The sequence below is a fragment of the Aquipseudomonas alcaligenes NBRC 14159 genome (genome assembly GCF_000467105.1).
GTDB classification, from domain to species: Bacteria; Pseudomonadota; Gammaproteobacteria; order Pseudomonadales; family Pseudomonadaceae; genus Aquipseudomonas; species Aquipseudomonas alcaligenes.
Map to the genome: position 1 here is coordinate 21,667 of NZ_BATI01000034.1, position 23,386 is coordinate 45,052.

A 23,386-nucleotide genomic window follows, 5' to 3' on the forward strand; every position below is an offset into this window, starting at 1 on the left:
GCGGCACCCAATCCAGTTTTGCATCAGGGAGAACCGGCCCCCCAAGCCAGTTGGATCCTGGCCTGCCGCCGATCATTGCGCACCTGATGAATCGCTGGATGACTCCCTGGCCACACCAAAGCCCGCTCCTCCCACGCATGGAACAGGTTGGCGGCAGAGTCAGCGGCGAGGCAGATATTGCAGGGGGTCTACCGGTTTACCTTGGCGGCGAATCTCAAAATGGAGCTTCACCCGATCGGCACCCGTGGATCCCATTTCGGCGATATGCTGTCCGACTTTGACCTGCTGTCCCTCCCGCACCAGCAGCCTGCGGTTATGTCCGTAGGCGCTTACGTAGGCATCGCTGTGTTTGATGATTACCAATTCGCCGTAGCCCCTTAAACCACTTCCGGCGTACACGACGGCACCATCAGCCGCAGCCAAAACAGGCTGGCCCAATTCTCCGGCGATATCAATTCCTTTATTCAAACTCCCGTTTGACGAGAATTTGCCGATCAGCATGCCATTGGCAGGCCAGGCCCAGCCCTGTGCCGAACGCTGTACCGGCTGCACCTTGCCGGCGGTTGCGCTGCCACCAGCAGCCACCACGGGCGGCTGAGGCTGTGCGGTCGGCGGCGTCGGCGTTTTGGCCGGTGGCTGGCTTTGCACCGGCGGCCGAGAGGTCGGCGGTTTGGTGGCCGGCGGCTTGCTCTGCTGCACCACCACCGGAGCACCGCCCGCTGACGGCACATCGAAGCGGATCAGCTGCCCCGGGCGGATGGTGTAGGGCGCGGGAATACTGTTGCGTGCCGCCAGGGCCTTCCAGTCCCAGCCGAAGCGGAAGGCAATCGAATACAGGGTATCGCCACGCTGCACCCTGTAGGCACCGGCCGTGGCCTGCGGACGGACAGGCGCCGCCGTGCCGCCGCCATGAGTACGATCCACCACCTGGGGTGGCGTGGAAGGCGAGCTGCTGCAGCCCGACAGTATTGCCGCGAAAACCGCCGCCCCCAGGCCGAGGCCCTTCAGGTGCTTTCGCTGCTGTCTGCTCTTGAGACTCACCCCGTGCTCCCCTGCCGGTGTTTCTTGTAGATAAGTGTCTGCATTGTGCCGGAAATATCCGGCATCGCCAGTGTTCGCCCGCGGATCGATAGCGATGCTCAGGCCAGCGGCCCATTGAGCAGAGGCACGAAGCGCACCAGATCGAGCACATGACGGGAGTAGCCGTCTTCTTCGCGAACGATCAGCAGCAGCTCCTGGGTTTCGCCGGCACCCACCGGGATCACCAGACGCCCGCCGATGGCCAGCTGGTCCAGCAACGCCTGCGGCACCTCGCTGGCCGCCGCGGTCACGATGATGCCGTTGTAGGGCCCCAACGCATTCCAGCCTTCCCAGCCATCGCCCCAGCGGAACACCACGTTACGCAGCTTGAGCTCGGCCAGGCGTTCCTTGGCGCGGTCCTGCAGCGACTGGATGCGCTCCACCGAGAACACCCGCTCCACCAGCTGCGCCAGCACGGCGGTCTGGTAGCCGGAACCGGTACCGATCTCCAGTACCTTGTCCAGCGGGCCGCCGGCCAACAGCAGTTCGGTCATGCGACCGACGATGTAAGGCTGCGAAATCGTCTGGTTATGGCCGATCGGCAGCGCCGTATCTTCGTAGGCACGGTGGGCCAGCGCTTCGTCGACGAACAGGTGGCGCGGCGTGCGGCGGATCACCTCCAGCACGCGGGCATTGGACAGCCCTTCCTCGTACAGCCGCTCGATCAGGCGCTCGCGGGTGCGTTGCGAGGTCATGCCGACCCCCTGGCGCTGCAGATGATCCTGACCGCGCATCACAGCAGGCCCTCCAGCCAGCCGTCCAGCCCGGCGAAGGCCTCGTGGAAGGTACGGTCCAGCTGCAACGGGGTAATGGAGACATAGCCCTGCATCACCGCGTGGAAATCGGTACCCGGGCCGCCGTCCTCGGCATCGCCGGAAACGGAGATCCAGTAGCCCTCCTTGCCGCGCGGGTTGACCTGCTTGACCGGTGCGGCAGCGCGCGCGCGATGCCCCAGGCGGGTCAGCTGCACGCCGCGGATGTGTTCCAGCGGCAGGTTGGGCACGTTGACGTTGAGCACGGTGCGCGGCGGCAGGTCGAGCTTGTCGTGCGCCTCGACCAGCTTGCGGGCGAAGTAGGCCGCCGTCGGCAGGTTGGTCGTCTGCCGCGATACCAGCGAGAAGGCGAACGCCGGCTTGCTCAGGAAGCGCCCTTCGAGGGCGGCGGCCACGGTGCCGGAATACAGCACGTCGTCACCCAGGTTGGCGCCCAGGTTGATGCCCGACACCACCATGTCCGGCAGCGGATCGAGCAGCGCATTGAGGCCCAGGTGCACACAGTCGGTCGGCGTCCCGTTGAGCGCGACGAAACCGTTGGGCAGGGTCGCCGGATGCAGCGGCCGGTCCAGGGTCAGCGAGCTGCTGGCACCGCTCTTGTCTTCGCTCGGCGCGATGACCAGGCACTCGGCGTAGTCGGCCAGTGCGTCGTGCAGCGCGGCGATACCGGGCGCCATTACCCCGTCGTCGTTGGAGATCAGAATTCGCATGGAGAGTCCGTCTGCCCTGCCGGCAGCAGATCGACCAATTCGCGCACCACGGCGGTGGCGAAGCATCCGGCCGGCAGGACGAATTGCAGTTGCACTATCTCAGGCTCGGGATAATGCCACGTCAGACCGGCGATGGGGAGGCGCAGGATACGCCGTTCGTGTGCCATGCCCGCCTTCGCCAGCCAGGCCGCCAGCGCCGGCTCCGCCTCTGCGATGCCCTGCTCCTGGGCATGAGCCGCACCCGCCGCAGGCGAAGCCCCCTCGCCCCACAGCGGCCCGGTCGGATGCAGGTCGAGAATGGCCAGGCGCGGATCGCTGCACTCGCTTTCGCCGGCCATGAAGAAACTGCGGCTGTCGGTGAACGCCAGCAGGTCGCCGAGCTGCGCGCGGTTCCAGCTACCCTCAGCCACGCGCGCCGCCAGGGCACGGTTGAACAGATAGCTGCGCGCCGCCGAGAGCAGACGCGAGCGGGTGTTGCGCTGCTCCGGCAGCTCGCCGCGCTCGGCAAAGGCGCGGGCATCGGCCACGTTGCCGCCCTGCCAACCGAAACGCTGCAGGCCATAGTAGTTGGGCACCCCCTGTTCACGGAGGTGCTGCAGGCGCAGCTCCAGCGCCGCGCGGTCGGCCTTGAGGCCGGTCAGGCGCAGGGTGAAGCCATTGGCCGAATGGGCGCCACGCTGCAGTTTGCGTGAGTGGCGCACGGCCTTGAGGATGGCCAGGGTCTCGCCCTCGGCGGCGGACAGGTCCGGATCGGCTTTGCCTGGCAGGTGCAGGCTGAACCACTGGCGGGTCAGCGCCTGGCGATCCTTCAGCCCGGCATAGCTGATGTTGCGCTGCGACACCCCGGCCGCACGGGCCAGGCGGCGCGCCGCTTCCTCGGTGTTGAGACCGCGCTTCTCCACCCACAACCACAGGTGCTCACCCGTGCCGGACAGCGGAATGTCGAGCACTTCGTCGACCTGGAAATCCCCGGCGGTGGCCTTGAGTACGGCCTGCCCGCAGGCCTCGCCATGGGCGCGCGGGCCGAGCAGCTCAAGCTCGTTCATGCCTTCACCAGCAACGCCACGGCGTGCACCGCGATGCCTTCCTCGCGCCCGGTGAAACCCAGTTTCTCGGTGGTGGTGGCCTTGACGTTGACGGCGTCCAGCTCCACCTGCAGGTCCTCGGCGATGCGTGCACGCATGGTCTCGATATGCGGCGCCATCTTCGGCACCTGGGCGACGATGGTGGCGTCGACATTGCCGACCACATAGCCCTTGGCCTGCACCAGCCCGACCACATGGCGCAGCAGCGCGCGGCTGTCGGCTCCCTTGAAGGTCGGGTCGGTGTCGGGGAAGTGCTTGCCGATGTCGCCTAGGGCACAGGCGCCGAGCAGGGCGTCACTGAGCGCATGCAGCAGCACGTCGCCATCGGAGTGGGCCACCAGGCCGAACTTGTGGGGAATGCGCACGCCGCCGAGAGTGATGAAATCGCCCTCGCCGAAGCGATGAACGTCGTAGCCATGACCGATACGCATAAGAGAAACGCCCCGAAGAAAATCAGGCGACGATTCTACCCCAGGCGGGCGATGGGCTCGCGCAATCGATCACCCAAGACGACAACAGTCATGCACGCAGCAGGCTGGCCCAGGCCAGCAGCAGGCTGATGCTGACGACCAGGGTCAGGGGCCGGCGCAGCGCCGGATACCATTGCGGCGCCAGGCCCAGCGCGGTCGCACGCAGGTCGGCGAAGTAGAGCATCACGAAGGCGAAAAGGAGGATCGGTAGAACCAGTCCGAAGGGCTTACCGCTGGCGATGGCAACCCAGCCCAGCAACGGCGGGATTACCGACAGCCCCAGTTGCAGCCTGGCACGTTCGTCATTGGCCTGGGCACGCATCGCCAGGCCCCAGTGGATGGCGCCCATGAAGGCCAGGATCACGGCCGCATAATCCAGCAGCGCGGTCATCACGAAAGGCCGCCAGCTGCTCGGCGCGACCCAGACGCCCAGCGCGCCGCTGACGAAAGGAATCAGGCCGGCATAGCCCAGGTACATGGCCAACCGCTCAGGCTGCTTGGCTTCAAAGGGATGCATCACAGGCTCCTCTGGCTGAGGGCACTCAGGTTAGTCAGACCGGTGCCCCGACCGCAAATGCCGACTACCCGCCGCTGGCGAGCAGCGCCGCCGCATGATGGCGCAGGTGGTCGTCGATAAAGCTGGCAATGAAGTAGTAGCTGTGGTCGTAACCCGGCTGCAGGCGCAGGGTCAACGGATGGCCCACGGCGCTGGCCGCCGCCTGCAGGGCCTGCGGCCTGAGCTGGACCTCAAGGAAGTCGTCGCGGTCGCCCTGGTCGACCAGAATCGGCAGCCGCTCCGTTGCCTCGGCCAGCAGCGCGCAGGCATCCCACTCGCGCCAGCGCGAACGGTCCTCACCCAGGTATCGGGAGAAAGCCTTCTCGCCCCAGGGGCACTGCAGCGGATTGCTGATCGGCGCGAGCGCCGAGACCGACTGGTAGCGACCAGGGTTCTTCAGCGCACAGATCAGCGCACCGTGACCGCCCATGGAGTGGCCGGCGATGCCGCGTTGGTCGCTGACCGGGAAGTTGGCCTCGATCAGCGCCGGCAGCTCCTGCACCACGTAGTCATACATGCGGTAGTGGCGTGCCCAGGGCTCCTGGGTGGCGTTGAGGTAGAAACCGGCACCCAGGCCGAAGTCCCAGGCCTTGTCCGGGTCATCCGGCACGCCCTCGCCACGCGGGCTGGTGTCGGACGCGACGATGATCAGGCCGAGCTCGGCAGCCATACGCTGCGCTCCCGCCTTCTGCATGAAGTTCTCGTCGGTGCAGGTCAGGCCGCTCAGCCAGTACAGCACCGGCAGCCTGGCGCCCTGCTCCACCTGCGGCGGCAGGTATACGGCGAACACCATGTCGCAGTTGAGCACCGTCGAGCGGTGCCGGTAGCGCTTGTGCCAGCCGCCGAAACTCTTATTGCTGGAGACGATGTCCAGAGTCACGTGAAACTCCTCTCTCGTGGTGCGGGAGGCCGCCCCGTGGAAGCCGCATAGCGTTTCCACCACTGAAGGTGGATAAGCCGCCTTGCGGCGGCGTTATCCACCCTACGGATCAATAATGGATAACGGTACGAATACTCTTGCCTTCGTGCATCAGGTCAAAAGCCTCGTTGATCTGCTCCAGGCCCATGGTGTGGGTGATGAAGGTGTCCAGCGGAATCTCGCCCTTCTGCGACTTCTCGACATAGCTCGGCAGCTCGGTGCGGCCCTTGACGCCGCCGAAGGCCGAACCACGCCAGACGCGCCCGGTCACCAGCTGGAACGGACGGGTGCTGATCTCGGCACCAGCCGGCGCCACGCCGATGATGGTCGACTCGCCCCAGCCCTTGTGGCAGCACTCCAGCGCAGCGCGCATCAGTTGCACGTTGCCGATGCACTCGAAGCTGTAGTCGACGCCACCATCGGTCATTTCGACGATGACGTCCTGGATCGGCTTGGCGTGGTCCTTCGGATTGACGAAGTCGGTGGCACCCAGCTCGCGGGCCACGTCGAACTTGGCCGGGTTGATGTCGATGGCGATGATGCGCGAGGCCTTGGCCATCTTGGCGCCAATGATCGCTGCCAGGCCGATGCCACCCAGGCCGAAGATCGCCACCGTGGCGCCCTCTTCCACCTTGGCGGTATTGAGCACGGCACCGATACCAGTGGTCACACCACACCCGAGCAGGCACACCTTGTCCAGCGGCGCTTCCTTGGGGATCACCGCTACCGAGACTTCCGGCAACACGGTGTATTCGGAGAAGGTCGAGCAGCCCATGTAGTGATAGACCGGCTCACCGTTGTAGCTGAAACGCGTGGTGCCGTCCGGCATCAGGCCCTTGCCCTGGGTGGCACGTACCGAGCTGCACAGGTTGGTCTTGCCGGATTTGCAGAATTTGCACTCACGGCATTCAGCGGTGTACAGCGGGATCACATGATCGCCGACCTTCACCGAGGTCACGCCCTCGCCCACTGCTTCGACGATGCCACCGCCCTCGTGACCCAGTACACAGGGAAACACGCCCTCTGAATCCTGACCGGACAGGGTGTAGGCGTCAGTATGGCAAACACCGGTGGCGACGATGCGCACCAGCACCTCACCGGCCTTCGGCGGCTCGACATCGATCTCGACGATCTTCAGCGGCTCATTGGGCGCAAAGGCGACGGCAGCACGGGACTTGATCATGGACGTTCTCCAGTGGATGAAAAGTGCCGAGAGTGTAGACCTCGGCGTTTTTCTGGATAATCCAGGCAGTCAGCAAAACATTATTGCCAACCAGGGATAATCGATGAGCAACTGGGAAGGCTTGGACGAGTTCGTCGCGGTCGCCGAATGCGGCCGCTTCGCCGCTGCTGCGCAGCGCCTGGGGCTTTCTACCTCGCAGGTCAGCCGCCAGGTGGCGCGCCTCGAGGAACGCCTGCAAACGCGCCTGTTCTACCGCAGCACACGCAAGGTGACGCTGACCGAGGCAGGGCAGACCTTCCTGCAGCACTGCCAGCGCCTGCAGGACGCCCGCGACGAAGCCCTGCGCGCCATCGGCGACCTGGCCGGGGAGCCCAAGGGCCTGCTGCGCATGACCTGTGCCGTGGCCTACGGCGAGCGCTTCGTGGTGCCGCTGGTGAACAGCTTCATGGAGCGTCACCCGCAGCTGCGGGTGGAGATCGAGCTGAACAACCAGTCTCTCGACCTGTTGCAGGGTGGCTTCGACCTGGCCATCCGCCTCGGCCGCCTGCATGACTCGCGACTGGTCGCCACCCGCCTGGCGCCACGAGTCATGCACCTGTGCGCGGCGCCGGCCTACCTGGAGCGCTACGGCCGACCTCATTCGCTGTCCGAGCTGGGCCGGCACAACTGCCTGGTCGGCAGCAGCGACCAGTGGAGTTTCCAGCAGGACGGTCGCGAGCTGAGCCAACGGGTGCAGGGCAACTGGCGCTGCAACAGCGGCGAGGCAGTACTCGACGCCGCCCTGCGTGGCTTCGGCCTGTGCCAGTTGCCGGACTACTACGTGCAGCCGCACCTACGCAGCGGCGCGCTGGTCGACCTGCTGCCGCAACAGCGCCCGCCACACACTGCCGTGTGGGCGCTATATCCGCAACAGCGGCACCTGTCGCCCAAGGTGCGTCTGCTGGTGGCGCTATTGAAGGAAGAACTGGCGCGGCGTCCGGAGTACCAGGAGGTTCCGGCCTAGGCCGGCGTGAGGCAATCCGGCCCCTCGAAGGCGGGGTCGTTGATCAGCGTGCTCAAGGCCCGCTCGCGCAGCGCCGGTTGCGGCGCCTCCAGCAGGGCCTGCAGCGCTTCGACCGGGGTCTGCGGGTCGAGCCAGGCGCGGGTCGCCGCCTGATCGAGAACGATCGGCCGGCGCAGGTAACTGGCCGGCGCGGTGATCATCGCCACACTCAGGTAGGTCTGCCCGGCGGTCGGGTAGGCCTCCCAGATCCCGGCCAGGTACAGCAGCCCCTCGCTGCTCATCCAGTATGGGCGCTTGCGGTTGGCCTGGCCGCGCCACTCATAGAAGCCGTTGGCCGGCAGCAGACAGCGGCGCAGGCGGAAGGCCTCGCGAAACATCGGTTGCTCGGCCAGCGTCTCGGCCCGGGCATGGGCCGGCGCCCTGGAGAGGTCCTCCAGCCAGGCCGGCGTCAGCCCCCAACGGCCGGCAGCGGCCTGCAGCTCGCCCTCGGGCTGGTGGATGAACAGCACCTGGGCGCCGGGCGAAAGGTTCCAGCGCTGCGGAAATCCTTCGGGAAAACCCGGCAGGCTCGACAGGGCCTGGGGCCAACGGAACAGGGCGTAGCGTCCACTCATGGGCGGCGGGGTTTCCAGCAGAAGGAGGCAAAAGAACTCAACACAGCAACACACCGGGGAGCCCGTCTGGCTCCTCGCCCGGCAGCGGCGCGGCGGCATTGTACGCGGCGATCAGCCGCCGCGCCCGCTCGGCCTCCTCATCCTCCACCAGCAGGCCGAGCAGGCCCAGCGCCGGCAACTCGCCCACCGCCCCGAGCAGGTGGCGCCCGGCCAGATGCGCCTCCACCCCCTCGCTGGCCAGCATGCCCAGCAACAGCTCAGCCTCCAGCAGGTCCTGCGGCTCGTAGATGCGTTGCATCAATCATTCTCCCCGCGCACATCCAGCGACCAGTTTTCGCCATCGGTCTGCAGGGAAAAAATGATCGGCCGACAGCACACCGGACAGTCCTCGACATACTCCTGATCACCGGCAGACAGATCGAGCAGCGCCTCGACCTCTTCCCAGCAATAGGGGCACTGGTACATCTGTGATTCCAGCATCGCGGCCTCCGTGTGACTTGCCGTTATAATCGCCGGTCTATTGCTGACCCCGCGCACCTGCGGAGCACGTGGCCCCGGTGGGGCAATCCGAGTAGCCGAACAACGAGAACATGATGGGCGAATTCGATTCCATCCGACCTTACGCCGACCACGAAGTCCCCGCCGTACTGGCGCGCCTGTTGAGCGACGACACCTTCCTCGGCACCCTGACTCGCTTCCGTTTCCCGCGCCTGGCCGGGCCATTCGGCTGGTTGCTCAAACCTCTTATAGCCCATCTGCTGCGCCGCGAGACGGCCGATATCGCCTCGGTGGATGCCCTGCAGGCGCGCATCGAGCCCTATATCGACCGCACAGTGGAGCGCGCCACCAACGGCATCAGCTTCTCCGGCATCGAGCACCTGAAGGCGGGCACGCCCTACTTGTTCCTCGCCAACCACCGCGACATCGTGATGGACCCGGCCTTCGTCAACTACGCGGTGTTCCACGCCGGGCTGCCGACCCCGCGCATCGCCATCGGCGACAACCTGCTGCAGCGCCCATTCGTCAGCGACCTGATGCGCCTGAACAAGAGCTTCATCGTGCACCGCAGCATTACCGGGCGGCGCGAGAAGCTGGCGGCATTCCAGTTGCTGTCGGCCTATATCAACCACTCGATCCGCGAGGAAGGCCAGTCGATCTGGATCGCCCAGGCCGAAGGCCGGGCCAAGGACGGCGACGACCGTACCGATTCGGCGATCCTCAAGATGTTCCACATGAGCCGCAAGGACGAGCCGTTCGCCGAGGCGCTGGCGGCGCTGAACCTGGTGCCGGTGTCGATCAGCTACGAGTACGACCCCTGCGACCAGGCCAAGGCCCGCGAACTAAAGATTCGCGCCAGCACCGGCGGTTACGAGAAGGCGCCGGGCGAGGACGACGCCAGCATCGCCCTGGGCATCACCGGCTACAAGGGCCGCGTCCACGTGCATTTCGGCGCGCCGGTGCGCGAAGGCTTCGAGGATGCCAAGCAGCTGGCCACGCTGATGGACCAGCACATCCTCAGTGGCTACCGGCTGTTCCCGGTGCACCTGCTGGCCTATGCCGAGTGGGAGGAGCGCGATAGTGCCCTCGCCGTGCCATCGGTCGAGCAGCTGTTCCCCGCAGCTGAGGTAGCCACTGCCCGCAGCGAGTGGCAACGCCGCCTCGCGGCCTGCCCCGCCGAGCAGCATCCCTGGCTGATTCGCCAGTATGCCACGCCGGTACGCAACCAGTACCGCATCAAGGCCGGCCTGCCGCTGTAAGTGCAAGGCCCGCCGAGCCATGCGGCGGGCCTTTTAATCTGATCATCCGGCCAAACTTTCGGCGTTATTTCGATATATATCCGCCCGCGCTTCAAGTTGCTTAACACGCTGCTGTTTTTTCTCGCCAAAGCCCACATATTCAGCAACTAACGCTGGCAATCAGCCACGAACTTTGGTTAGTTATCGCACAGGGAAAACCGGCAACTTTTATTGACCGGACGGTGTGCGCAAACTTCTGCCCGAGTGCATTCTTCGCCGCCTTCCGCAGCTCGAACCGGCCCGGCCCACGGTCTGAAAAGGAATTTGCACATGCGCCGCGTCGTGATCACCGGAATGGGGCTGGTTTCCAGCCTCGGCAATGACCTGGAGAGCGTCACCCGCCATCTGCGCGAGGGTCGTTCGGGCATCCGCTTCAACCCTACCTACGCCGAAGTCGGCATGCGCAGCCAGGTATGCGGCGCGGTGCCGCTGGACATGGATGCGCTGAACATCGACCGCAAGGTCAAGCGCTTCATGGGCGACGCTGCGGCCTATGCTTACCTGGCCATGCAGCAGGCGATCAAGGATGCCGGACTGAACAACGCGCAGGTTTCCCACCCGCGCACCGGCCTGATCGCCGGCTCCGGCGGCGCCTCTGCGTTCAACCAGATGGAGGCCATGGACATCCTGCGCGAGAAGGGCATCGCCCGCGTCGGCCCGTTCCGCGTGCCGCGCACCATGAGCAACACGGTTTCCGCCTGCCTGGCCACACCGTTCCGCATCAAGGGCCTCAGCTATTCCATCGCCTCCGCCTGCGCCAGCAGCGCGCACTGCATCGGCCACGCCATGGAGCAGATCCGCCTGGGCAACCAGGACATCGTCTTCGCCGGGGGCGGCGAAGAAGAGCACTGGAGCCAGAGCTACCTGTTCGACGCCATGGGCGCCCTCTCCAGCCAGCACAACGACAACCCGGAAAAGGCCTCGCGGCCCTACGACACGCGCCGCGACGGCTTCGTCATCTCCGCCGGCGGCGGCATGGTGGTGGTCGAGGCGCTGGACCATGCGCTGGCGCGGGGCGCGCGCATCCACGCCGAGATCATCGGCTATGGCGCCACCTCCGACGGCTACGACATGGTCGCGCCCAGCGGCGAAGGTGGCATGCGCTGCATGCAGCAGGCGCTGGCCAGTGTCGAGGAGCCGATCGACTACATCAATGCCCACGGCACCTCCACCCCGGTGGGCGACCTGGCCGAGATGCGCGCGATCCGCAAGGTGTTTGGCCGCCAGATGCCGCCGATCAGCTCGACCAAGAGCCTGTCCGGCCACGCCCTGGGCGCCGCCGGCGTGCACGAGGCGATCTACTGCATGCTGATGATGCGCGAGAACTTCATCGCCGGCTCGGCCAACATCGACAACCTCGATCCCGAGCTGACCGACATGCCGGTGCTGCGCGAGGCGCGCAGCGGGGTAAACCTGAACACGGTGATGAGCAACAGCTTCGGCTTCGGCGGCACCAACGCCACCCTGGTGCTGAAGCGCTGCGAAGGCTGAAGCCTCCTCTCCCTACGCGGGCCGCCCGCCCCCTCTCCCGCCAGCGGGAGGGGGGAGCACTCGTAGCCCGGATGTAATCCGGGAAGCAGGCAGCTCCGTCCCCCGGATTGCATCCGGGCTACCGTACTGGCAGGCATGAAAAAGCCGGCTTAGCGCCGGCTTGTTGCAGCGCTGGAGGATCAGGCCGCCAGACCTACCCCGCCGGTGGCGACCAGGATCTGCCCGCGAATGGCACTGGAGCGCTCCGAGGCGAGGAAGGCGACCACATTGGCGATTTCCTCGGGTTCCAGCGCCCAGCGCCGGCCGCAGGATTCCATGTTGGCGATCATGCGCGGCCACATCTCCGACAGGTACGGCAGCATCTCGCTGCGCACCAGCCCGCCGCACACGCCGTTGACGCGGATGCCGCGGTCATACAGCTCCACTTCCAGGTAGCGCACCAGGTTCTCCAGGGCTGCCTTCATCAGGCCCAGCGGGTAGTTGGGCAACACCAGGTGCGAGCCCACCCCGGAGATGGCGCAGATGGTGCCGCCGGCCGGCATCAGCGGCGCCACAGCATTGATCACTGCCACGTTGCCGACCAGGCTGGTGCCGAACAGCTGCTTCCAGTCGTGCTTGGTCAGTTCGAGAACCGGCTTGAACGGCGAGCTGGCGGCGTTGAGCACCAGGTGGTCGATGCGCTCCAGGCCGTCCAGGCGCAGGCTCTTGATCATCTGCTCCACGTCGCGGCTCTCGGAGATGTCCGCCAGCGCCTTGTAGGCACGCACGCCGCGCGCCTCGGCGCGGGCCACCAGGTTGTCCAGGTTGGCGGCGCCCTTGCCCTGGCTGCGCCGGTAGTTGAGCACCACATCGAAGCCGTCATCGATGAAGCGCTCGGCGATGGCGGCGCCTATGCCGCGGGCGGCGCCGGTAATGAGGACGACTTGCCGTTCCGTTGTCATAACTCTCTCTCACTCTGTATATGAAGTGCGCTCGCCAACAACAACTTCAATAACAGCAGCGCAATATTAAACGCCTACTTACAGGCGCAACTTTTCCTGCACTCAGGTGCATCGTTTATTACTGCCAGCCGGACAACTTGAAAGCCCTCCGACCGGCAACTTTTCAATTGCTCAGGTAAATCTGAACGCCTCGGCGATCAGCAACTTCGAAGCCCGCTTCGCCGGAATGATCGAGGCCAGTACGGCGGTAACGATGGCCAGCGCACAGGTGAACCAGAACAGGTCGACATCCTCGTCCCACAGGATGAAGGCCAGGTAGCCCTTGGTGTAGCCCGGTGACGGCGGCATGGGCAGGCCGTGGATGTTGATCAGCTCGGCCAGGCCGATGCCTACCGCCACGCTGAGCGCGGCGCCGAGCAGGCCGATGAAGATGCCCTCGAGGATGAACAGCCGCCCCACCTCGCGCTGGGTCAGGCCGAGGGCACGCAGGGTGGCGATCTCGCGGGTGCGCTCAACCACGTTCATCATCAGCGTGTTGCCGATCATGAACACCACGATGACGCTGACGATCGACTTGATGAAGAAGAAGATGCCGTCGAACAGGCTGACCACCTGGTGGTAGTACACCGCCAGCTCGGACCAGGGCCGCACCTCCAGCGCCAGGCCATGCTCGGCGATGATCGCCTGCACCCGCTTGAGCGCGGCGTCGGTCTGCGCGGTATCGTTGAGCAGGATGATGATGCGGCTGACCTCGTCGGTTTCCAGCAGCGCCTGGGCGGTTTCCAGCGGCATCTTCAGCGAGCGGTCGTCGTACTCCTTGATGCCCGACTCCATGACCCCGCGCACCGTCACCGACATGGCGTTCTGACCGCCCTTGGGATTGACCACCAGCAGGTCCAGCTCGCTGTCGTAACCGGCGCCCAGGCCCTTGGCCACGCCGGTGCCGATGGTGACGCCGAGGCCGTCGATGCGCGACAGGTCGCTGCCCAGCACGATGCGGTCCAGCGCGCCCAGGGTCAGCGAGCTGGCCGGCTCGATGCCGACGCCGGAAATGAAGGTGGACGTCTCCGACTCGTAGTGCGAGGCGATGCCGGAGAACTCGATCTGCCCGGTCACCGTCTTCAGCAGCGGCCCCAGCTCGGGGTCGGCGGCGAGGATGCGCTTGATCTCCTGGTAGCCGGGGATGCCGTGGCGCAGCGGGTTGGTGGCGCCGCTGGCGAGGTAACCCTCGCGGTACAGCTGCAGGTGGCCGAGGTTGGTGCGAATGGTCTGCTCGCGCAGGGCCGAGAAGGAGTGCTGGACGAAACCACCGAAGGTGAACACCGCCACCCCGCCCATGATGATCGCCAACAGGGTAATGCCCGAGCGGCGGCGCTGGCGGAACAGGTTGGCGAAGGCGTAGCGGATCGAGGTGGGCCGGCGCAGGGCGGTCCACAGCACCAGCAGCAGGGCGTAGACGATGATGGCGTTGGCCAGGTAGTACAACAGCTCGCTCATGGCGCCGCCTCCACGATCGTGGTCAGGACCCGCTCCACCTCGGCGCGGGTGATGGGCAGACGGTCCTCGGCCTGCAGCAATTCACGCCAGGGCGAGACCAGGGCGTTGGCCGCAGCCTCATCGCCCGCCGCGCGTTCGGCGCGCGCCTGCAGGAAGTCCACCAGCGGCAGCAGCTCGGCCGGCACCTGCTCGGCGTGTTCGCGCAGGTAACGCAGATCCTTGAGCGCCACCACATGGCGGCCGAACTCGGCCGGCACGTAACAGTCCAGGCGCGCGCGCAGCAGGCGCAGGCGCCAGTCCTCGGGGTTCTGGTCGACCGCCTCGTCCATCAGGAAGAAGCCGCGCTTGGCCAGCTCGGCGGCGCGGAAGTAGTTCTGCCGCTTGACGTACTCGCCGGCCATGAACAGCCAGCCGTAGCCCTCGTAGAGCTTGGCCGGCAGGTCGTCGGGGTGCTGTTCGCGCCAGGTCGCCAGCGCTTCCAGGGTGCGCTCGTCGAGGCCCTCGCTGGGCGCCCGCACCACGGCCAGGATGCCCTGCTCACGCACGGGCGCAGAGGCATGGCGCGACACCAGTGCATCCAGGGCGGCGCGCCCCTGCTCACGCAGCTGATCGGCGTCGATGGAAGCCTGGGCGCCTCCCGCGACCAGCAGGCTCAGCAGCAGTAGCCAGCGGCTCATGGCGCGATCCTCCCGTCGGCGATGCTCACCACCCGCCCGGCCACATCGCGCACGGCATCGGAATGGGTGGAAATGATGAAGGTGGTGCCGTTCTCGCGGTTGATTTCCTGCATCAGCTCCAGCACCGAGCGGCCGGTTTCCGAATCCAGGTTGCCGGTGGGTTCGTCGGCGATCACCAGCGCCGGCTTCTTCACCAGTGCACGGGCGATGGCCACCCGCTGCTGCTGGCCGCCGGACAGCTCCACCGGCCGGCGCAGCGCATGCTGCTGCAGGCCGACCCGTTCCAGCGCCTGCATCACCAGGTGGCGCGCCTGCTCCTTGCGGTAGCCGTTGAGCATCAGCGGGTAGTAGACGTTGTCGAACACGCTGAGCACCGGCAGCAGGTTGAAGAACTGGAAGATGAAGCCGATCTCGCGGGCACGCAGTGCGGCCAGCTCGCGGTCGTTGAGGTCGGCCAGGTCCTGGCCGAGGAAATGCACGGCGCCGGCACTGGGACGGTCGATCCCACCGATCAGGTTGAGCAGCGTGCTCTTGCCGCTGCCCGACTGGCCCACCAGCGCGACGAACTCGCCACGCTCGATCTGCAGGTCGATGCGGCGCAGCGCCTGCACGCGGCCCTCGCCCTTGCCGTAGCACTTCTCCACCGCGCTCAGGCGCACGATGGGCAACTGGGTCGCCTTGACCAGCTGCAGCCGGCGGGTCTCGCCGGGCGCCGGCGTATGCGCCAGCTGGGCATCCTTGTCCATGCTCATCACTCCCCCCGCAGCAGCCAGGTGCCGCCCTGGCTGTCACTCAGGCTCAGCAGCGCCGGCGGGGTATCCGCGGTCGCCGCCTTGCGTTCGGCATGCCGTTGCAGCGCCAGCAGCGGATTGAGCCCGCCACTGTCACCGAAGCGCCGGCAGATGTTTTCGTACACCCAGTGCTCGCCAGCAGCGGCCACCGCGCCGGCCTCGACCTGATCGAGCAGGCTGGACGGATAGTGGCCGCCGTAGACCAGCGCGCGCCGCTCCGGCAGTTGCTCGGCCCAGCGCTCGCCCAGCCACTGGCCCGCCGCCTCGCGGCCGGCGGGGGCCTGCAGGTAACGCGGCGCACCCAGCAGCAGGCCGGGCTGACGCGCGCTGGCCAGCGCCTCGCCGCGCCGCAGCACCATGAAACCGGCGCGCTCCACCAGCGGCGCGTTGTGCTGGCCGCCACGCCCCAGCCAGGCGCGCTCGGCAGCGTTGCCGCTGAGCGCCTCGGCGAAGCACAGCACCGGAAAACTGCGGAACAGCCCGCCCAGCAGCACGCTGTCGGCGGCACCGCTGTGCAGCAGCGACTGCGCCATGCGCAGGGCCTGGATGAAGGCTCCGCGCCCCGCCTGCACCTTGCAGGAGAAGGCCTCGGTAGCCTGGTCGCGCAGGATGAATTTGGGGATCACGTCGAGATCGAAACTGTCGCGCCAGTTGAACGCCTGCTCCAGGTGCGAACTCTGCCCCCAGAAGTCGAAATACAGCAGGGCCATGCGCTCACGCGCGCTGCGCCGTCCGCAGCTGGCCTCGGCGGCGGCCACCGCCTGCTTGGCCGCCTGGGCGACGGCGTTGAGTGTGTCGCGGTAGCCGGACTTGGCCGCATCCAGGCCACCGTCCTGGCTGAAACGACTGAAATCCCACTGGCGCCGGCCCGTCTGGCGCGCGGCCTTGCGGTACAGCTGCGCCTCCCAGGCGCGGAACCAGCGCGGCTCGAAGCGCTGCGGGGCGCGCTCTGCCTGCAGTACCGAGAGGCCAACCAGGGCCAGGGTATTGCTGTACTGCTCGGGCTGCGTCTGCAGCTCGGCGGCGCTGGCCGGGCGCAGCGGAGTCAACTGCATTTCTTCGACAGACATGATGCTCTCGCTTATCCGGCCAGCCGCGTCAGCGTGCAGGCAGCCATGGAACCTTCGATACCCAGACCCAGCTTGACCAGCTTGTCGCTGTGCAGCGTCAGCGGGGCGGCATCGGCGTGCAGGTGCACCCCGGCGGCGTCCAGCGGCGCCAGGGCCTTGAAGGCCAGCAGGCGACGCTCGCGCAGGGCGTCGGCGGCGATGGCCAGGTCGGTCAGGCCGCTGGCCGCCACCTGGTAGCCAAGCTGCGCCTTGTAGGAAACGGCCGGCACGGCGTGGTCGCCCCACAGCTTGCGCACCGCCATCAGCTCGGCCTGGTCGCTGCCGCGAATGCCGTTGCCGTGCATGAACAGGCAACCGATGTCGGCCGGCGTGGCGGCGGCCTGCTCCAGAGAGGCCTCAACGGTGCGCGCCAGGGTGCGGAAATCCGGCGCGAAGGACTGCCCGCCGCGCCCCGAGCCACCGCCCTGGCAGACGGCGAAGCCATCGATGCGCAGCTGGCCGCGGCCGCCGCGGGCCTGCAGATGGGCCTCGCTCTCGAGGATCACCAGCGCCGCCCCACCGCCCAGCAGCACGCCCTCGGTGGCGGCCGAGAACGGCTGTGCCACCTCACGGGCCAGGGCGTTGACCCCGCCCATGAACATCAGGTTGTACTGCGACACCTGCTGCCAGGAGGCCACCAGCACCAGGTCGGCGGCGCCGCTCTCGATCGCCTGGCGGGCGAGGAACAGCGCCGACAGGCTGGAGCAGCTGGCCGTGGACAATGCCAGCGGCGGCAGCGCCAGGCCGATGCGGCGCATCAGCAGGCGACCGAGGCGCTCCTCGGCATAGCTGTCGCTGTGCATCTGGCGGATGCCGGGGTTGAACAGCAGGTCCTCGGCATCGTTGCGCTGCAGGTAGGCGGTGAACTTCATGATGTCCGGCTGCACGCCCTGGCCGCCGATGTAGCACTGCACGCGCGAACCGGCCAACTCGGCACGGCTCAGGCCGGCCTGGGCCAGCGCTTCGTCGAGTACCTTCTCGATCAGCACGCAGGCGGTCTCGGCATCGCAGCCGGCGGGGTTGCGCCGGGTCGCCGGCAACGCCGGCATCGCCACCTGCTGCGGATTGAACATCAGGCCGTTGCCCTGGGCCGCCCGCTCGCTGGCGAAAAAGCCCGTGCGCGGGCCGAGGCGCTGCTCGGCCAGCGCCGCGCAGAGCGAGGCCGCATTCTGGCCAAGGGCGTTGAACACGCCCAGGCCGGAGATCACCGCACGCCCGGCGTCAGCCATCCTTGCGCACCAGCAGGGCGTAGTTGTTGCCCCCGTCCGAAGCGCCCAGCACCAGCGCGTGGCGCACCTCGCGGCGCAGCGGCTGGCGCACGAAGGCGATGTCGTCGGCGCAGAACTCGCGGGTGTAGGGAATCGGCGCGATCTCGCCGCTGCGCATGATCTGCAGCACCTGCGCCAGGTTGAGCAGGCCGGCGGCCGACTCGACGAAGCCGAAGTGACCGTTGTAGTTGACCAGCGGCACCTCGGCCGCCAGCGCGCCGAACACGGCGCGTACCGCGTCCAGTTCCTTCTGCGCGCTGTCACCGGTGCCCCAGCTGGTGCCGCAGATCAGGTCGACCTCGCTGGCCTGCAGGCCGGCCTCGGCCAGCGCCTGCTGGATCGCCGCGATCATCGCGTTGCCGGCAGCCAAACCGGATTCGCCCGGGTAGGCGGCATCGCAGGAGCGGCCATAACCGAGCACCACGCCAAGCACCTGCGCACCGCGTGCACGGGCGGCGTCGAGGTCTTCGAGCAGGGCCACCGCGGCGCCCTCGCCCAGGGTGAAGCCACTGGGGTTGGCGCCATAGACCTGGAAGGCATCCGCGGCATCGCTCCAGCACAGGCGATCGGCCGTCGCCGGTGACATCAGCACCGAGGCATAGGCATTCTCCTCGGCGCCGCCGACCAGCGCCTGCGGCTGCAGGCCCTGGCGCACCAGCTCGTAGCCGTAGAGCAGCGCCCCGAGGCCGGCGTTGTAGCCGGTGGACAGGGTGGTGTTGTAGCCCTTGAGGCCCTTGCTGATGGCGCAGAAGGTGGCGGTGGAGTTCATCAGCGCCGAGGGGAATTCGAAGGTACGCGCGCGCTTGGGGTCCGGGTGCAGGCTCTGCGCATAGCGCGCAATGGTGGCCTGCGGGCCCTTGGACATGCCCATGATCAGCGCGACGTCGGTATCACCGTGGCGCACCTTGCGCCCGCCGCTCTGCAGCGCCTGCTCGACGGCCAGCAGGCCGTGGGTACCGATGCGGCTGGCCTTGCGCGGGTCGTAGTTCTTCAGGTGCTTGCGCGCCTCGATGCCGCGTACCTCGTGGGCACGAAACTGCATGGCGCGCAGGTCGGCCTCGGTCATGCCGGCCAGGCGCTCGGCCAGCGCCGGATTGGCCTGCATCAGCTGATTGAGGTCGTGGGCCTGCTCGCCGCTACCCAGCCAGTCATCGGCCGATACCGACAGCGAGCCATCGACGCCATTGCGGATGTTCTCGGCGATCTGCTCGGCGCCATAGCCCAGCGAGCTGAGCGCACCGAAGCCGGTGATGGCCACGCGGCGCGGCTGGTACTCGGTGGCCGCCGCAGTCTCCGGGGTCACCGAGGCGACGATGCTGCAGTTGTTGCCGCCGAAGGCGTAGTTGTTCTTCATGAACAGCCCGACCTGGTGCTCCTGGAAATGGTTGGGCACGTAGTTGAGGTCGCAGCCGGTGCGCGGGGTGGAGAAGTTCAGGGTCGGCAGCACCTTGCCGGACGGCAGGGTGGTCAGGCAGGCGATCATCTCGATGATGCCGGCCGAGCCGATGTTGTGGCCGAAGTAGGACTTGGTCGAACTCACCGGGATATCGGCGATGTTGGGGAAGACCTTCTTCATCGCCAGGGTCTCGGCGCGGTCGTTGGCCTCGGTGCCGGTGCCGTGGGCATTGATGTAGCCGATGGCCTCCGGGCCGACGCCGGCGTTGCGCAGCGCCGCGCGCATCACCAGGGTGGCGCCTTCGGCGCGCGGGTCCGGCGCTGTTTCATGGTGCGCATCGGAACTGGTGGCGTAGCCGATGATCTCGCCATAGATGGTGGCGCCACGCGCCTTGGCGTGCTCGTACTCCTCCAGCACCAGCGCGCCGGCGCCCTCGCCGACGGACATGCCGGGGGTGCCGGAGAACGGGCAGCAGGGCTCCTCACGCATCGCCTTGAGCGCATAGAAACCGGCGAAGGTGGGCAGGTAGACCGGGTCGGAGCCGACAATCAGCGCCACCGGGTTCTTGGCATTCTGGATCTGGTCGAAACCGATGCCGATGGCGTTGGTACTGGCCGTACAGGCCGTGGCCACCAGCTCGAAGCCGCCCTTGAGGCCGAGCAGCGAAGTCACCACCGGGCAGATCGCCGAGAAATTGCCGCACACTTCCATCTTGCGCGGGCTGAACTGCTCGGGCTGGTGTTCGATCAGCGGCATGATGGCCTCGGCGCTGGCCGAGGACACACCGACCACCAGGCTGGTGCGTTCCAGCAGCGGATCGCCGAGCAGGCCGGCATGCTCCAGGGCATCACGGCCGACCTTGTACCCCCACAGTGAGGTACGGTCGAGCTCGGGCAGGCGCTGCGGATCGATGCCGGGGTACTCGACCGGCTGCAGCACTTCGGATGCCAGGGCATCGTCGAAATAGTGGCGAAAATGCTGGCTGGGACCGATGGCCGCCTTTTCGGCGAACAGGCCCTCGCGAAACGCTTCCAGCGTATTGCCGAGCGCCGTGAGCACGCCCATCCCTGTGACTACTACCCGCTTGCGCTGAACCATGTGTGACTCCTCCGAGGCGGCGACCTGAGAACGGACCGCCCGCCCCGGCGGCCCGCTCGCTGTGGCTGATGACGTGGATTACTGGGCCTGCTGCTCCAGCAGGCTCTTCGGCCGCGACGGGTCGACGTAGCTGTGCTCGGCCGGGTTGACCAGGAAGCTGAAGTTCTGCAGGAAGGGGATCGCCACGGTGCTGATGGCAACGCGCGCACCGCTGGCGTCGATGGCATAGCCGTCCAGGCCGGCGTAGGCGTAGTCGCTGTCGAGCAGCGCCTGGCCGATATGCGCCTGCACACCCTCGGACCAGCCCAGGGTGATCACCTTGCCGATCACGCTCTCGCCGCTGTACACGGCATCGCCAATGTTGGCCGCGGCGCCGTCGCCCTTGACCAGGAAGCCGACCACGCGCTGCGCGGCGCCCTCTTCCAGCTTGGCCAGCAGGGCGTCCTTGCCGACGAACTCGTCCTTGTCGTAACGCACCGCCCACTGCAGCTGCAGCTCGATCGGGCAGCGGGTGAATTCACCGGCCAGGGCCGGGTCCCAGCACGGGTTCTCCAGGCGCGAACGACTCTGGAACTCGATGCCGCCGGTCTTCAGGTCGAACTTGGCGCCGGCCTCCAGGGCACGCTGCCAGAGCTCGGCCAGGGACTCACGCGGGCCCAGCACCTTGTAGGAAAACTCGCCGTGCTTGCCGGCACGCAGCAGGGTCACGTCGTCCACGTGCATGAACTCGAGGAACGGCAGACCGAGCACGTCGAAGCCGAACAGCTCGGCCATCAGCTCCCAGCTGTAGGGGCCTTCGAACAGCAGGGTGCCGAGCTGGTTCTGCGCGGCGATCTCGACTGCTTCCTCGCCGACCAGCGCCTGCAGGCTGGCGGCCAGGGTGTCGCCCTTGACCCATTCGGTGAGCAGCAGGAAGCGCTCATCGTCACACAGCACATAGAGGTCGGTGACGATCTGGCCCTTGTCGTCCAGCAGCACGGTATACAGCGCCTGCTCGTCGCGGATCACCGAGAGGTCGCCGCCGACCACGCGGTTGAGGAAGTCATAGCCTTCGTCACCCTGGACTTCGACGATGCCGAAGTGCGAGTAATCGACCATCAGGATGTTCTTGCGCGCGGCCTGGTGCTCGGCAGCGGGCTCGCCATAGTGCAGCGGGATGCGCACGCCATTGCGTTCGCCCAGGGTGGCGCCGGCGGCTTGGTGAACGGCTTCCATCGGATTCATCGTTGTGTCCCTCGAATTGTGTGCGGCAGAAGTCAGGCGGCTGCGGCCTGGCGTTGCAGAATGAAGTTGGCCAGCGAGTTGACGTTGCGCATGTAGGACGGGTCGTCACCCTCGGAAACGCGCACGCCGAACTCCTCGTCGAGCATCACCACCAGCTCGGTGGCATCCACCGAGTCGAGCTTCAGGCCGCTGCCGAACAGCGGGGTGTCGTCGTCGATCTGGGCGCGGTTCTGGTACAGGTTGAGACGGTCGATCAGGCTGTCCTTGAGCTTGTCCAGTACGGCCCGGCGCTGGGCGATGGCGTCTTGCAGTTGCTTGTCCATAGTGGGGTCCTCGCGGTCGGGCTTAGCCCGGGTAGTTGAATGGCTTGCTCATGTCGAACCAGAAATTGGCCAGCTTGCCGACGGTGGTGACGCGCCGGCCGATGCGTGCCTCGACCTTGAAGTGGCTGAAGCCGGCCGGGTCCTTCATCACCAGCTCGCTGCGCATGAACAGGGTGTCGCCGGGCAGGACCACGCTCTTGTACTTGAGGTCCTGGGAGGCCAGCACACCGCCCCACTTCTTGCGGATGGCGGCGATGATCTCCATGCCCTCCTCGCTGTGCAGGGCCTTCTGCAGGTCGCGGCGCTCGGACAGGTCGCAGTCGAAACGCTGCTCGTACTCCTCGCAGAAGGCGGTGAGCAGGGTCAGGTAGTCGCTGGTCTGGCCCATCGCCTCGGCGATCAGCACGCCAGGCATGATCGGGCTGTCGGGGAAGTGCCCGGTGAACTGCGGCTCGTTGAACGAGATGTTCTTCACCGCGGTGATGTAGCCGCGCGAGCCGCGCTTGAATTCGCAGATCTTGTCGACCAGGAAGAACGGATAGCGCCAGGGGCCCATCTTCATGAGCAGCGAGGGTGCGACGAGACTTTCTTCGGTATCGGCCATGGGGCCTCCTTAACGCATGATCAGGCCGCCATCGACCACCAGTGTCTGGCCGACGACGTAGCTCGAGGAGCTGGAGCAGAGAAAGGCGATGGCCTCGGCCACTTCGCGGGTTTCGCCCATGCGCTGCAGGGGGATTACCGAGAGGGTCTGGCGGATCACGTTGCGCGGCACGCGCTTGGTCATCACCGACTCGATCAGGCCCGGGGCCACGGCATTGACGCGCACGCCCTTGGAGCCCAACTCGCCGGCCAGGGTGCGGGTGAAGCCGATCATCCCGGCCTTGGCCGCGCTGTAGTTGGTCTGGCCGAAGCTGTTGGTCAGGCCGGCGATCGACGAGACGTTGACCACCGTTGCCTGCTTGGCCTTGCGCAGCAGGCGCAGGGCCGCCTTGGTGGCCATGAAGGTGCCGTACAGGTTGGTCTTGACCACGTCGTCGAACTCGTCGAAGTCCATCATCGAGAACAGGTTGTCGCGGTACTTGCCGGCGTTGTTCACCAGCACGTCGAGCTTGCCCTCGGCCTCCTCGATCCGCGCCATGGCGGCGTCCAGTTCGGCCTTGTTGGTGATGTCGCACTTGAGCGCCACCAGGCGCCCGGCGAACTCCTGGCGGTCGGCCAGCTCACCCAGGCGCGCCGGGTTGTTGTTGTAGGTGGCGTACACCTTGCTGCCGTCCTCCAGCAGCTTCTCGCACACCGCCAGGCCGATATCGCCACTGGCGCCGGTCACCAAAGCGACCTTCCCCTGCAAATCCGTATACGTTGCCATTGCCCTAGCCCTA

General features: G+C 66.8%; 25 protein-coding genes. 3 read left to right on the top strand and 22 right to left on the bottom strand.

The genetic code is table 11. The annotated features are described in order from the left end of the window. Positions 1-159 precede the first annotated feature (159 nt). From PA6_RS22905 to PA6_RS17410, 8 genes are all read right to left on the bottom strand, one after another. A complete protein-coding gene (locus tag PA6_RS22905) occupies positions 160-1,041 on the bottom strand; it encodes a peptidoglycan DD-metalloendopeptidase family protein (protein ID WP_021702263.1) in 882 nt (293 codons plus the stop codon). 98 nt (positions 1,042-1,139) lie between these two features. Continuing rightward, positions 1,140-1,814, bottom strand: a complete 675-nt coding sequence (locus PA6_RS17380; RefSeq protein ID WP_021702264.1) for a protein-L-isoaspartate(D-aspartate) O-methyltransferase — start codon at positions 1,812-1,814, stop codon at positions 1,140-1,142. Further along, on the bottom strand, positions 1,814-2,563 hold the full coding sequence (surE, locus tag PA6_RS17385; RefSeq protein ID WP_021702265.1) for a 5'/3'-nucleotidase SurE: 750 nt from the start codon (positions 2,561-2,563) through the stop codon (positions 1,814-1,816). Before surE ends, PA6_RS17380 begins: the two co-directional genes overlap by 1 nt. Beyond that, positions 2,551-3,609 (bottom strand): tRNA pseudouridine(13) synthase TruD, encoded by a 1,059-nt coding sequence (gene truD / locus PA6_RS17390; RefSeq protein ID WP_021702266.1) that lies wholly within the window; start codon positions 3,607-3,609, stop codon positions 2,551-2,553. The genes surE and truD overlap by 13 nt, the downstream gene beginning before the upstream one ends. Further along, positions 3,606-4,079, bottom strand: coding sequence for a 2-C-methyl-D-erythritol 2,4-cyclodiphosphate synthase (gene ispF, locus PA6_RS17395; RefSeq protein ID WP_021702267.1), 474 nt, complete (start codon positions 4,077-4,079; stop codon positions 3,606-3,608). Before ispF ends, truD begins: the two co-directional genes overlap by 4 nt. An 88-nt stretch (positions 4,080-4,167) precedes the next feature. Further along, on the bottom strand, positions 4,168-4,635 hold the full coding sequence (locus PA6_RS17400) for a DUF3429 domain-containing protein (protein WP_021702268.1): 468 nt from the start codon (positions 4,633-4,635) through the stop codon (positions 4,168-4,170). Between the two features lie 64 nt (positions 4,636-4,699). Then, on the bottom strand, positions 4,700-5,554 hold the full coding sequence (gene fghA, locus PA6_RS17405; RefSeq protein WP_021702269.1) for an S-formylglutathione hydrolase: 855 nt from the start codon (positions 5,552-5,554) through the stop codon (positions 4,700-4,702). A gap of 109 nt (positions 5,555-5,663) precedes the next feature. After that, on the bottom strand, positions 5,664-6,776 hold the full coding sequence (locus tag PA6_RS17410; RefSeq protein ID WP_021702270.1) for an S-(hydroxymethyl)glutathione dehydrogenase/class III alcohol dehydrogenase: 1,113 nt from the start codon (positions 6,774-6,776) through the stop codon (positions 5,664-5,666). Positions 6,777-6,879: 103 nt separating this feature from the next. On the opposite strand from PA6_RS17410, the gene PA6_RS17415 reads away from it, so the two are divergent. Beyond that, positions 6,880-7,779 carry a LysR substrate-binding domain-containing protein gene (locus tag PA6_RS17415; protein ID WP_021702271.1) on the top strand — a complete coding sequence of 300 codons (900 nt, stop codon included), beginning with the start codon at positions 6,880-6,882 and terminating at the stop codon, positions 7,777-7,779. On the opposite strand, the gene PA6_RS17420 is transcribed toward PA6_RS17415, so the two are convergent. From PA6_RS17420 to PA6_RS17430, 3 genes are read right to left on the bottom strand one after another with little or no spacing between them, the layout of a single operon-like run. Further along, entirely contained in the window at positions 7,776-8,393 is a 618-nt protein-coding gene (locus tag PA6_RS17420) for an SOS response-associated peptidase (protein ID WP_021702272.1), read from the bottom strand. The two genes, PA6_RS17415 and PA6_RS17420, sit on opposite strands and share 4 nt — an antisense overlap. 37 nt (positions 8,394-8,430) lie before the next feature. Beyond that, positions 8,431-8,691: a putative signal transducing protein gene (locus PA6_RS17425; RefSeq protein WP_021702273.1), complete on the bottom strand. Its 261-nt coding sequence runs from the start codon at positions 8,689-8,691 to the stop codon at positions 8,431-8,433. Continuing rightward, on the bottom strand, positions 8,691-8,873 hold the full coding sequence (locus PA6_RS17430; protein ID WP_021702274.1) for a CPXCG motif-containing cysteine-rich protein: 183 nt from the start codon (positions 8,871-8,873) through the stop codon (positions 8,691-8,693). The genes PA6_RS17425 and PA6_RS17430 overlap by 1 nt, the downstream gene beginning before the upstream one ends. Positions 8,874-8,986: 113 nt before the next feature. On the opposite strand from PA6_RS17430, the gene PA6_RS17435 reads away from it, so the two are divergent. Beyond that, complete coding sequence (locus tag PA6_RS17435; RefSeq protein ID WP_021702275.1) at positions 8,987-10,150, top strand: 1-acyl-sn-glycerol-3-phosphate acyltransferase; 1,164 nt, start codon at positions 8,987-8,989, stop codon at positions 10,148-10,150. A 309-nt stretch (positions 10,151-10,459) separates the two neighbouring features. Continuing rightward, complete coding sequence (gene fabB, locus PA6_RS17440) at positions 10,460-11,680, top strand: beta-ketoacyl-ACP synthase I (RefSeq protein ID WP_021702276.1); 1,221 nt, start codon at positions 10,460-10,462, stop codon at positions 11,678-11,680. A gap of 179 nt (positions 11,681-11,859) precedes the next feature. Here the strand turns inward: fabB and PA6_RS17445 are convergent, their stop codons facing one another. From PA6_RS17445 to fabG, 11 genes are all read right to left on the bottom strand, one after another. Further along, on the bottom strand, positions 11,860-12,621 hold the full coding sequence (locus PA6_RS17445; RefSeq protein WP_021702277.1) for an SDR family oxidoreductase: 762 nt from the start codon (positions 12,619-12,621) through the stop codon (positions 11,860-11,862). A 171-nt stretch (positions 12,622-12,792) separates the two neighbouring features. Continuing rightward, on the bottom strand, positions 12,793-14,118 hold the full coding sequence (locus PA6_RS17450) for an ABC transporter permease (RefSeq protein WP_021702278.1): 1,326 nt from the start codon (positions 14,116-14,118) through the stop codon (positions 12,793-12,795). Next, entirely contained in the window at positions 14,115-14,795 is a 681-nt protein-coding gene (locus PA6_RS17455) for a hypothetical protein (protein WP_021702279.1), read from the bottom strand. Before PA6_RS17455 ends, PA6_RS17450 begins: the two co-directional genes overlap by 4 nt. Then, on the bottom strand, positions 14,792-15,541 hold the full coding sequence (locus PA6_RS17460; RefSeq protein WP_021702280.1) for an ABC transporter ATP-binding protein: 750 nt from the start codon (positions 15,539-15,541) through the stop codon (positions 14,792-14,794). The genes PA6_RS17455 and PA6_RS17460 overlap by 4 nt, the downstream gene beginning before the upstream one ends. A gap of 5 nt (positions 15,542-15,546) precedes the next feature. After that, the gene (locus tag PA6_RS17465; RefSeq protein ID WP_043216900.1) at positions 15,547-16,656 is read right to left on the bottom strand and encodes a hypothetical protein; all 1,110 of its coding nucleotides are present in this window, start codon (positions 16,654-16,656) and stop codon (positions 15,547-15,549) included. An 11-nt stretch (positions 16,657-16,667) separates the two neighbouring features. Continuing rightward, positions 16,668-17,924, bottom strand: coding sequence for a beta-ketoacyl synthase N-terminal-like domain-containing protein (locus PA6_RS17470; RefSeq protein ID WP_021702282.1), 1,257 nt, complete (start codon positions 17,922-17,924; stop codon positions 16,668-16,670). After that, entirely contained in the window at positions 17,917-20,457 is a 2,541-nt protein-coding gene (locus tag PA6_RS17475) for a beta-ketoacyl-[acyl-carrier-protein] synthase family protein (RefSeq protein WP_021702283.1), read from the bottom strand. The genes PA6_RS17470 and PA6_RS17475 overlap by 8 nt, the downstream gene beginning before the upstream one ends. Before the next feature lie 78 nt (positions 20,458-20,535). After that, positions 20,536-21,672: an aminomethyltransferase family protein gene (locus PA6_RS17480; RefSeq protein WP_043216902.1), complete on the bottom strand. Its 1,137-nt coding sequence runs from the start codon at positions 21,670-21,672 to the stop codon at positions 20,536-20,538. Positions 21,673-21,713: 41 nt separating this feature from the next. After that, positions 21,714-22,004 (bottom strand): acyl carrier protein, encoded by a 291-nt coding sequence (locus PA6_RS17485; protein WP_021702285.1) that lies wholly within the window; start codon positions 22,002-22,004, stop codon positions 21,714-21,716. 22 nt (positions 22,005-22,026) lie between these two features. Then, positions 22,027-22,608 (bottom strand): 3-hydroxyacyl-ACP dehydratase FabZ family protein, encoded by a 582-nt coding sequence (locus PA6_RS17490; protein WP_021702286.1) that lies wholly within the window; start codon positions 22,606-22,608, stop codon positions 22,027-22,029. Between the two features lie 9 nt (positions 22,609-22,617). Next, positions 22,618-23,373: a 3-oxoacyl-ACP reductase FabG gene (gene fabG / locus PA6_RS17495; RefSeq protein WP_021702287.1), complete on the bottom strand. Its 756-nt coding sequence runs from the start codon at positions 23,371-23,373 to the stop codon at positions 22,618-22,620. Positions 23,374-23,386 lie beyond the last annotated feature (13 nt).

Excerpts from the sequence above, each read along its gene's own strand:
- PA6_RS17380 (WP_021702264.1), bottom strand. The coding sequence starts at position 1,814 with ATGCGCGGTCAGGATCATCTGCAGCGCCAGGGGGTCGGCATGACCTCG.
- surE (WP_021702265.1), bottom strand. The coding sequence starts at position 2,563 with ATGCGAATTCTGATCTCCAACGACGACGGGGTAATGGCGCCCGGTATC.
- truD (WP_021702266.1), bottom strand. The coding sequence starts at position 3,609 with ATGAACGAGCTTGAGCTGCTCGGCCCGCGCGCCCATGGCGAGGCCTGC.
- ispF (WP_021702267.1), bottom strand. The coding sequence starts at position 4,079 with ATGCGTATCGGTCATGGCTACGACGTTCATCGCTTCGGCGAGGGCGAT.
- PA6_RS17400 (WP_021702268.1), bottom strand. The coding sequence starts at position 4,635 with ATGCATCCCTTTGAAGCCAAGCAGCCTGAGCGGTTGGCCATGTACCTG.
- PA6_RS17410 (WP_021702270.1), bottom strand. The coding sequence starts at position 6,776 with ATGATCAAGTCCCGTGCTGCCGTCGCCTTTGCGCCCAATGAGCCGCTG.
- PA6_RS17415 (WP_021702271.1), top strand. The coding sequence starts at position 6,880 with ATGAGCAACTGGGAAGGCTTGGACGAGTTCGTCGCGGTCGCCGAATGC.
- PA6_RS17420 (WP_021702272.1), bottom strand. The coding sequence starts at position 8,393 with ATGAGTGGACGCTACGCCCTGTTCCGTTGGCCCCAGGCCCTGTCGAGC.
- PA6_RS17425 (WP_021702273.1), bottom strand. The coding sequence starts at position 8,691 with ATGCAACGCATCTACGAGCCGCAGGACCTGCTGGAGGCTGAGCTGTTG.
- PA6_RS17430 (WP_021702274.1), bottom strand. The coding sequence starts at position 8,873 with ATGCTGGAATCACAGATGTACCAGTGCCCCTATTGCTGGGAAGAGGTC.
- PA6_RS17435 (WP_021702275.1), top strand. The coding sequence starts at position 8,987 with ATGGGCGAATTCGATTCCATCCGACCTTACGCCGACCACGAAGTCCCC.
- fabB (WP_021702276.1), top strand. The coding sequence starts at position 10,460 with ATGCGCCGCGTCGTGATCACCGGAATGGGGCTGGTTTCCAGCCTCGGC.
- PA6_RS17445 (WP_021702277.1), bottom strand. The coding sequence starts at position 12,621 with ATGACAACGGAACGGCAAGTCGTCCTCATTACCGGCGCCGCCCGCGGC.
- PA6_RS17450 (WP_021702278.1), bottom strand. The coding sequence starts at position 14,118 with ATGAGCGAGCTGTTGTACTACCTGGCCAACGCCATCATCGTCTACGCC.
- PA6_RS17455 (WP_021702279.1), bottom strand. The coding sequence starts at position 14,795 with ATGAGCCGCTGGCTACTGCTGCTGAGCCTGCTGGTCGCGGGAGGCGCC.
- PA6_RS17460 (WP_021702280.1), bottom strand. The coding sequence starts at position 15,541 with ATGGACAAGGATGCCCAGCTGGCGCATACGCCGGCGCCCGGCGAGACC.
- PA6_RS17465 (WP_043216900.1), bottom strand. The coding sequence starts at position 16,656 with ATGTCTGTCGAAGAAATGCAGTTGACTCCGCTGCGCCCGGCCAGCGCC.
- PA6_RS17470 (WP_021702282.1), bottom strand. The coding sequence starts at position 17,924 with ATGGCTGACGCCGGGCGTGCGGTGATCTCCGGCCTGGGCGTGTTCAAC.
- PA6_RS17475 (WP_021702283.1), bottom strand. The coding sequence starts at position 20,457 with ATGGTTCAGCGCAAGCGGGTAGTAGTCACAGGGATGGGCGTGCTCACG.
- PA6_RS17480 (WP_043216902.1), bottom strand. The coding sequence starts at position 21,672 with ATGGAAGCCGTTCACCAAGCCGCCGGCGCCACCCTGGGCGAACGCAAT.
- PA6_RS17485 (WP_021702285.1), bottom strand. The coding sequence starts at position 22,004 with ATGGACAAGCAACTGCAAGACGCCATCGCCCAGCGCCGGGCCGTACTG.
- PA6_RS17490 (WP_021702286.1), bottom strand. The coding sequence starts at position 22,608 with ATGGCCGATACCGAAGAAAGTCTCGTCGCACCCTCGCTGCTCATGAAG.
- fabG (WP_021702287.1), bottom strand. The coding sequence starts at position 23,373 with ATGGCAACGTATACGGATTTGCAGGGGAAGGTCGCTTTGGTGACCGGC.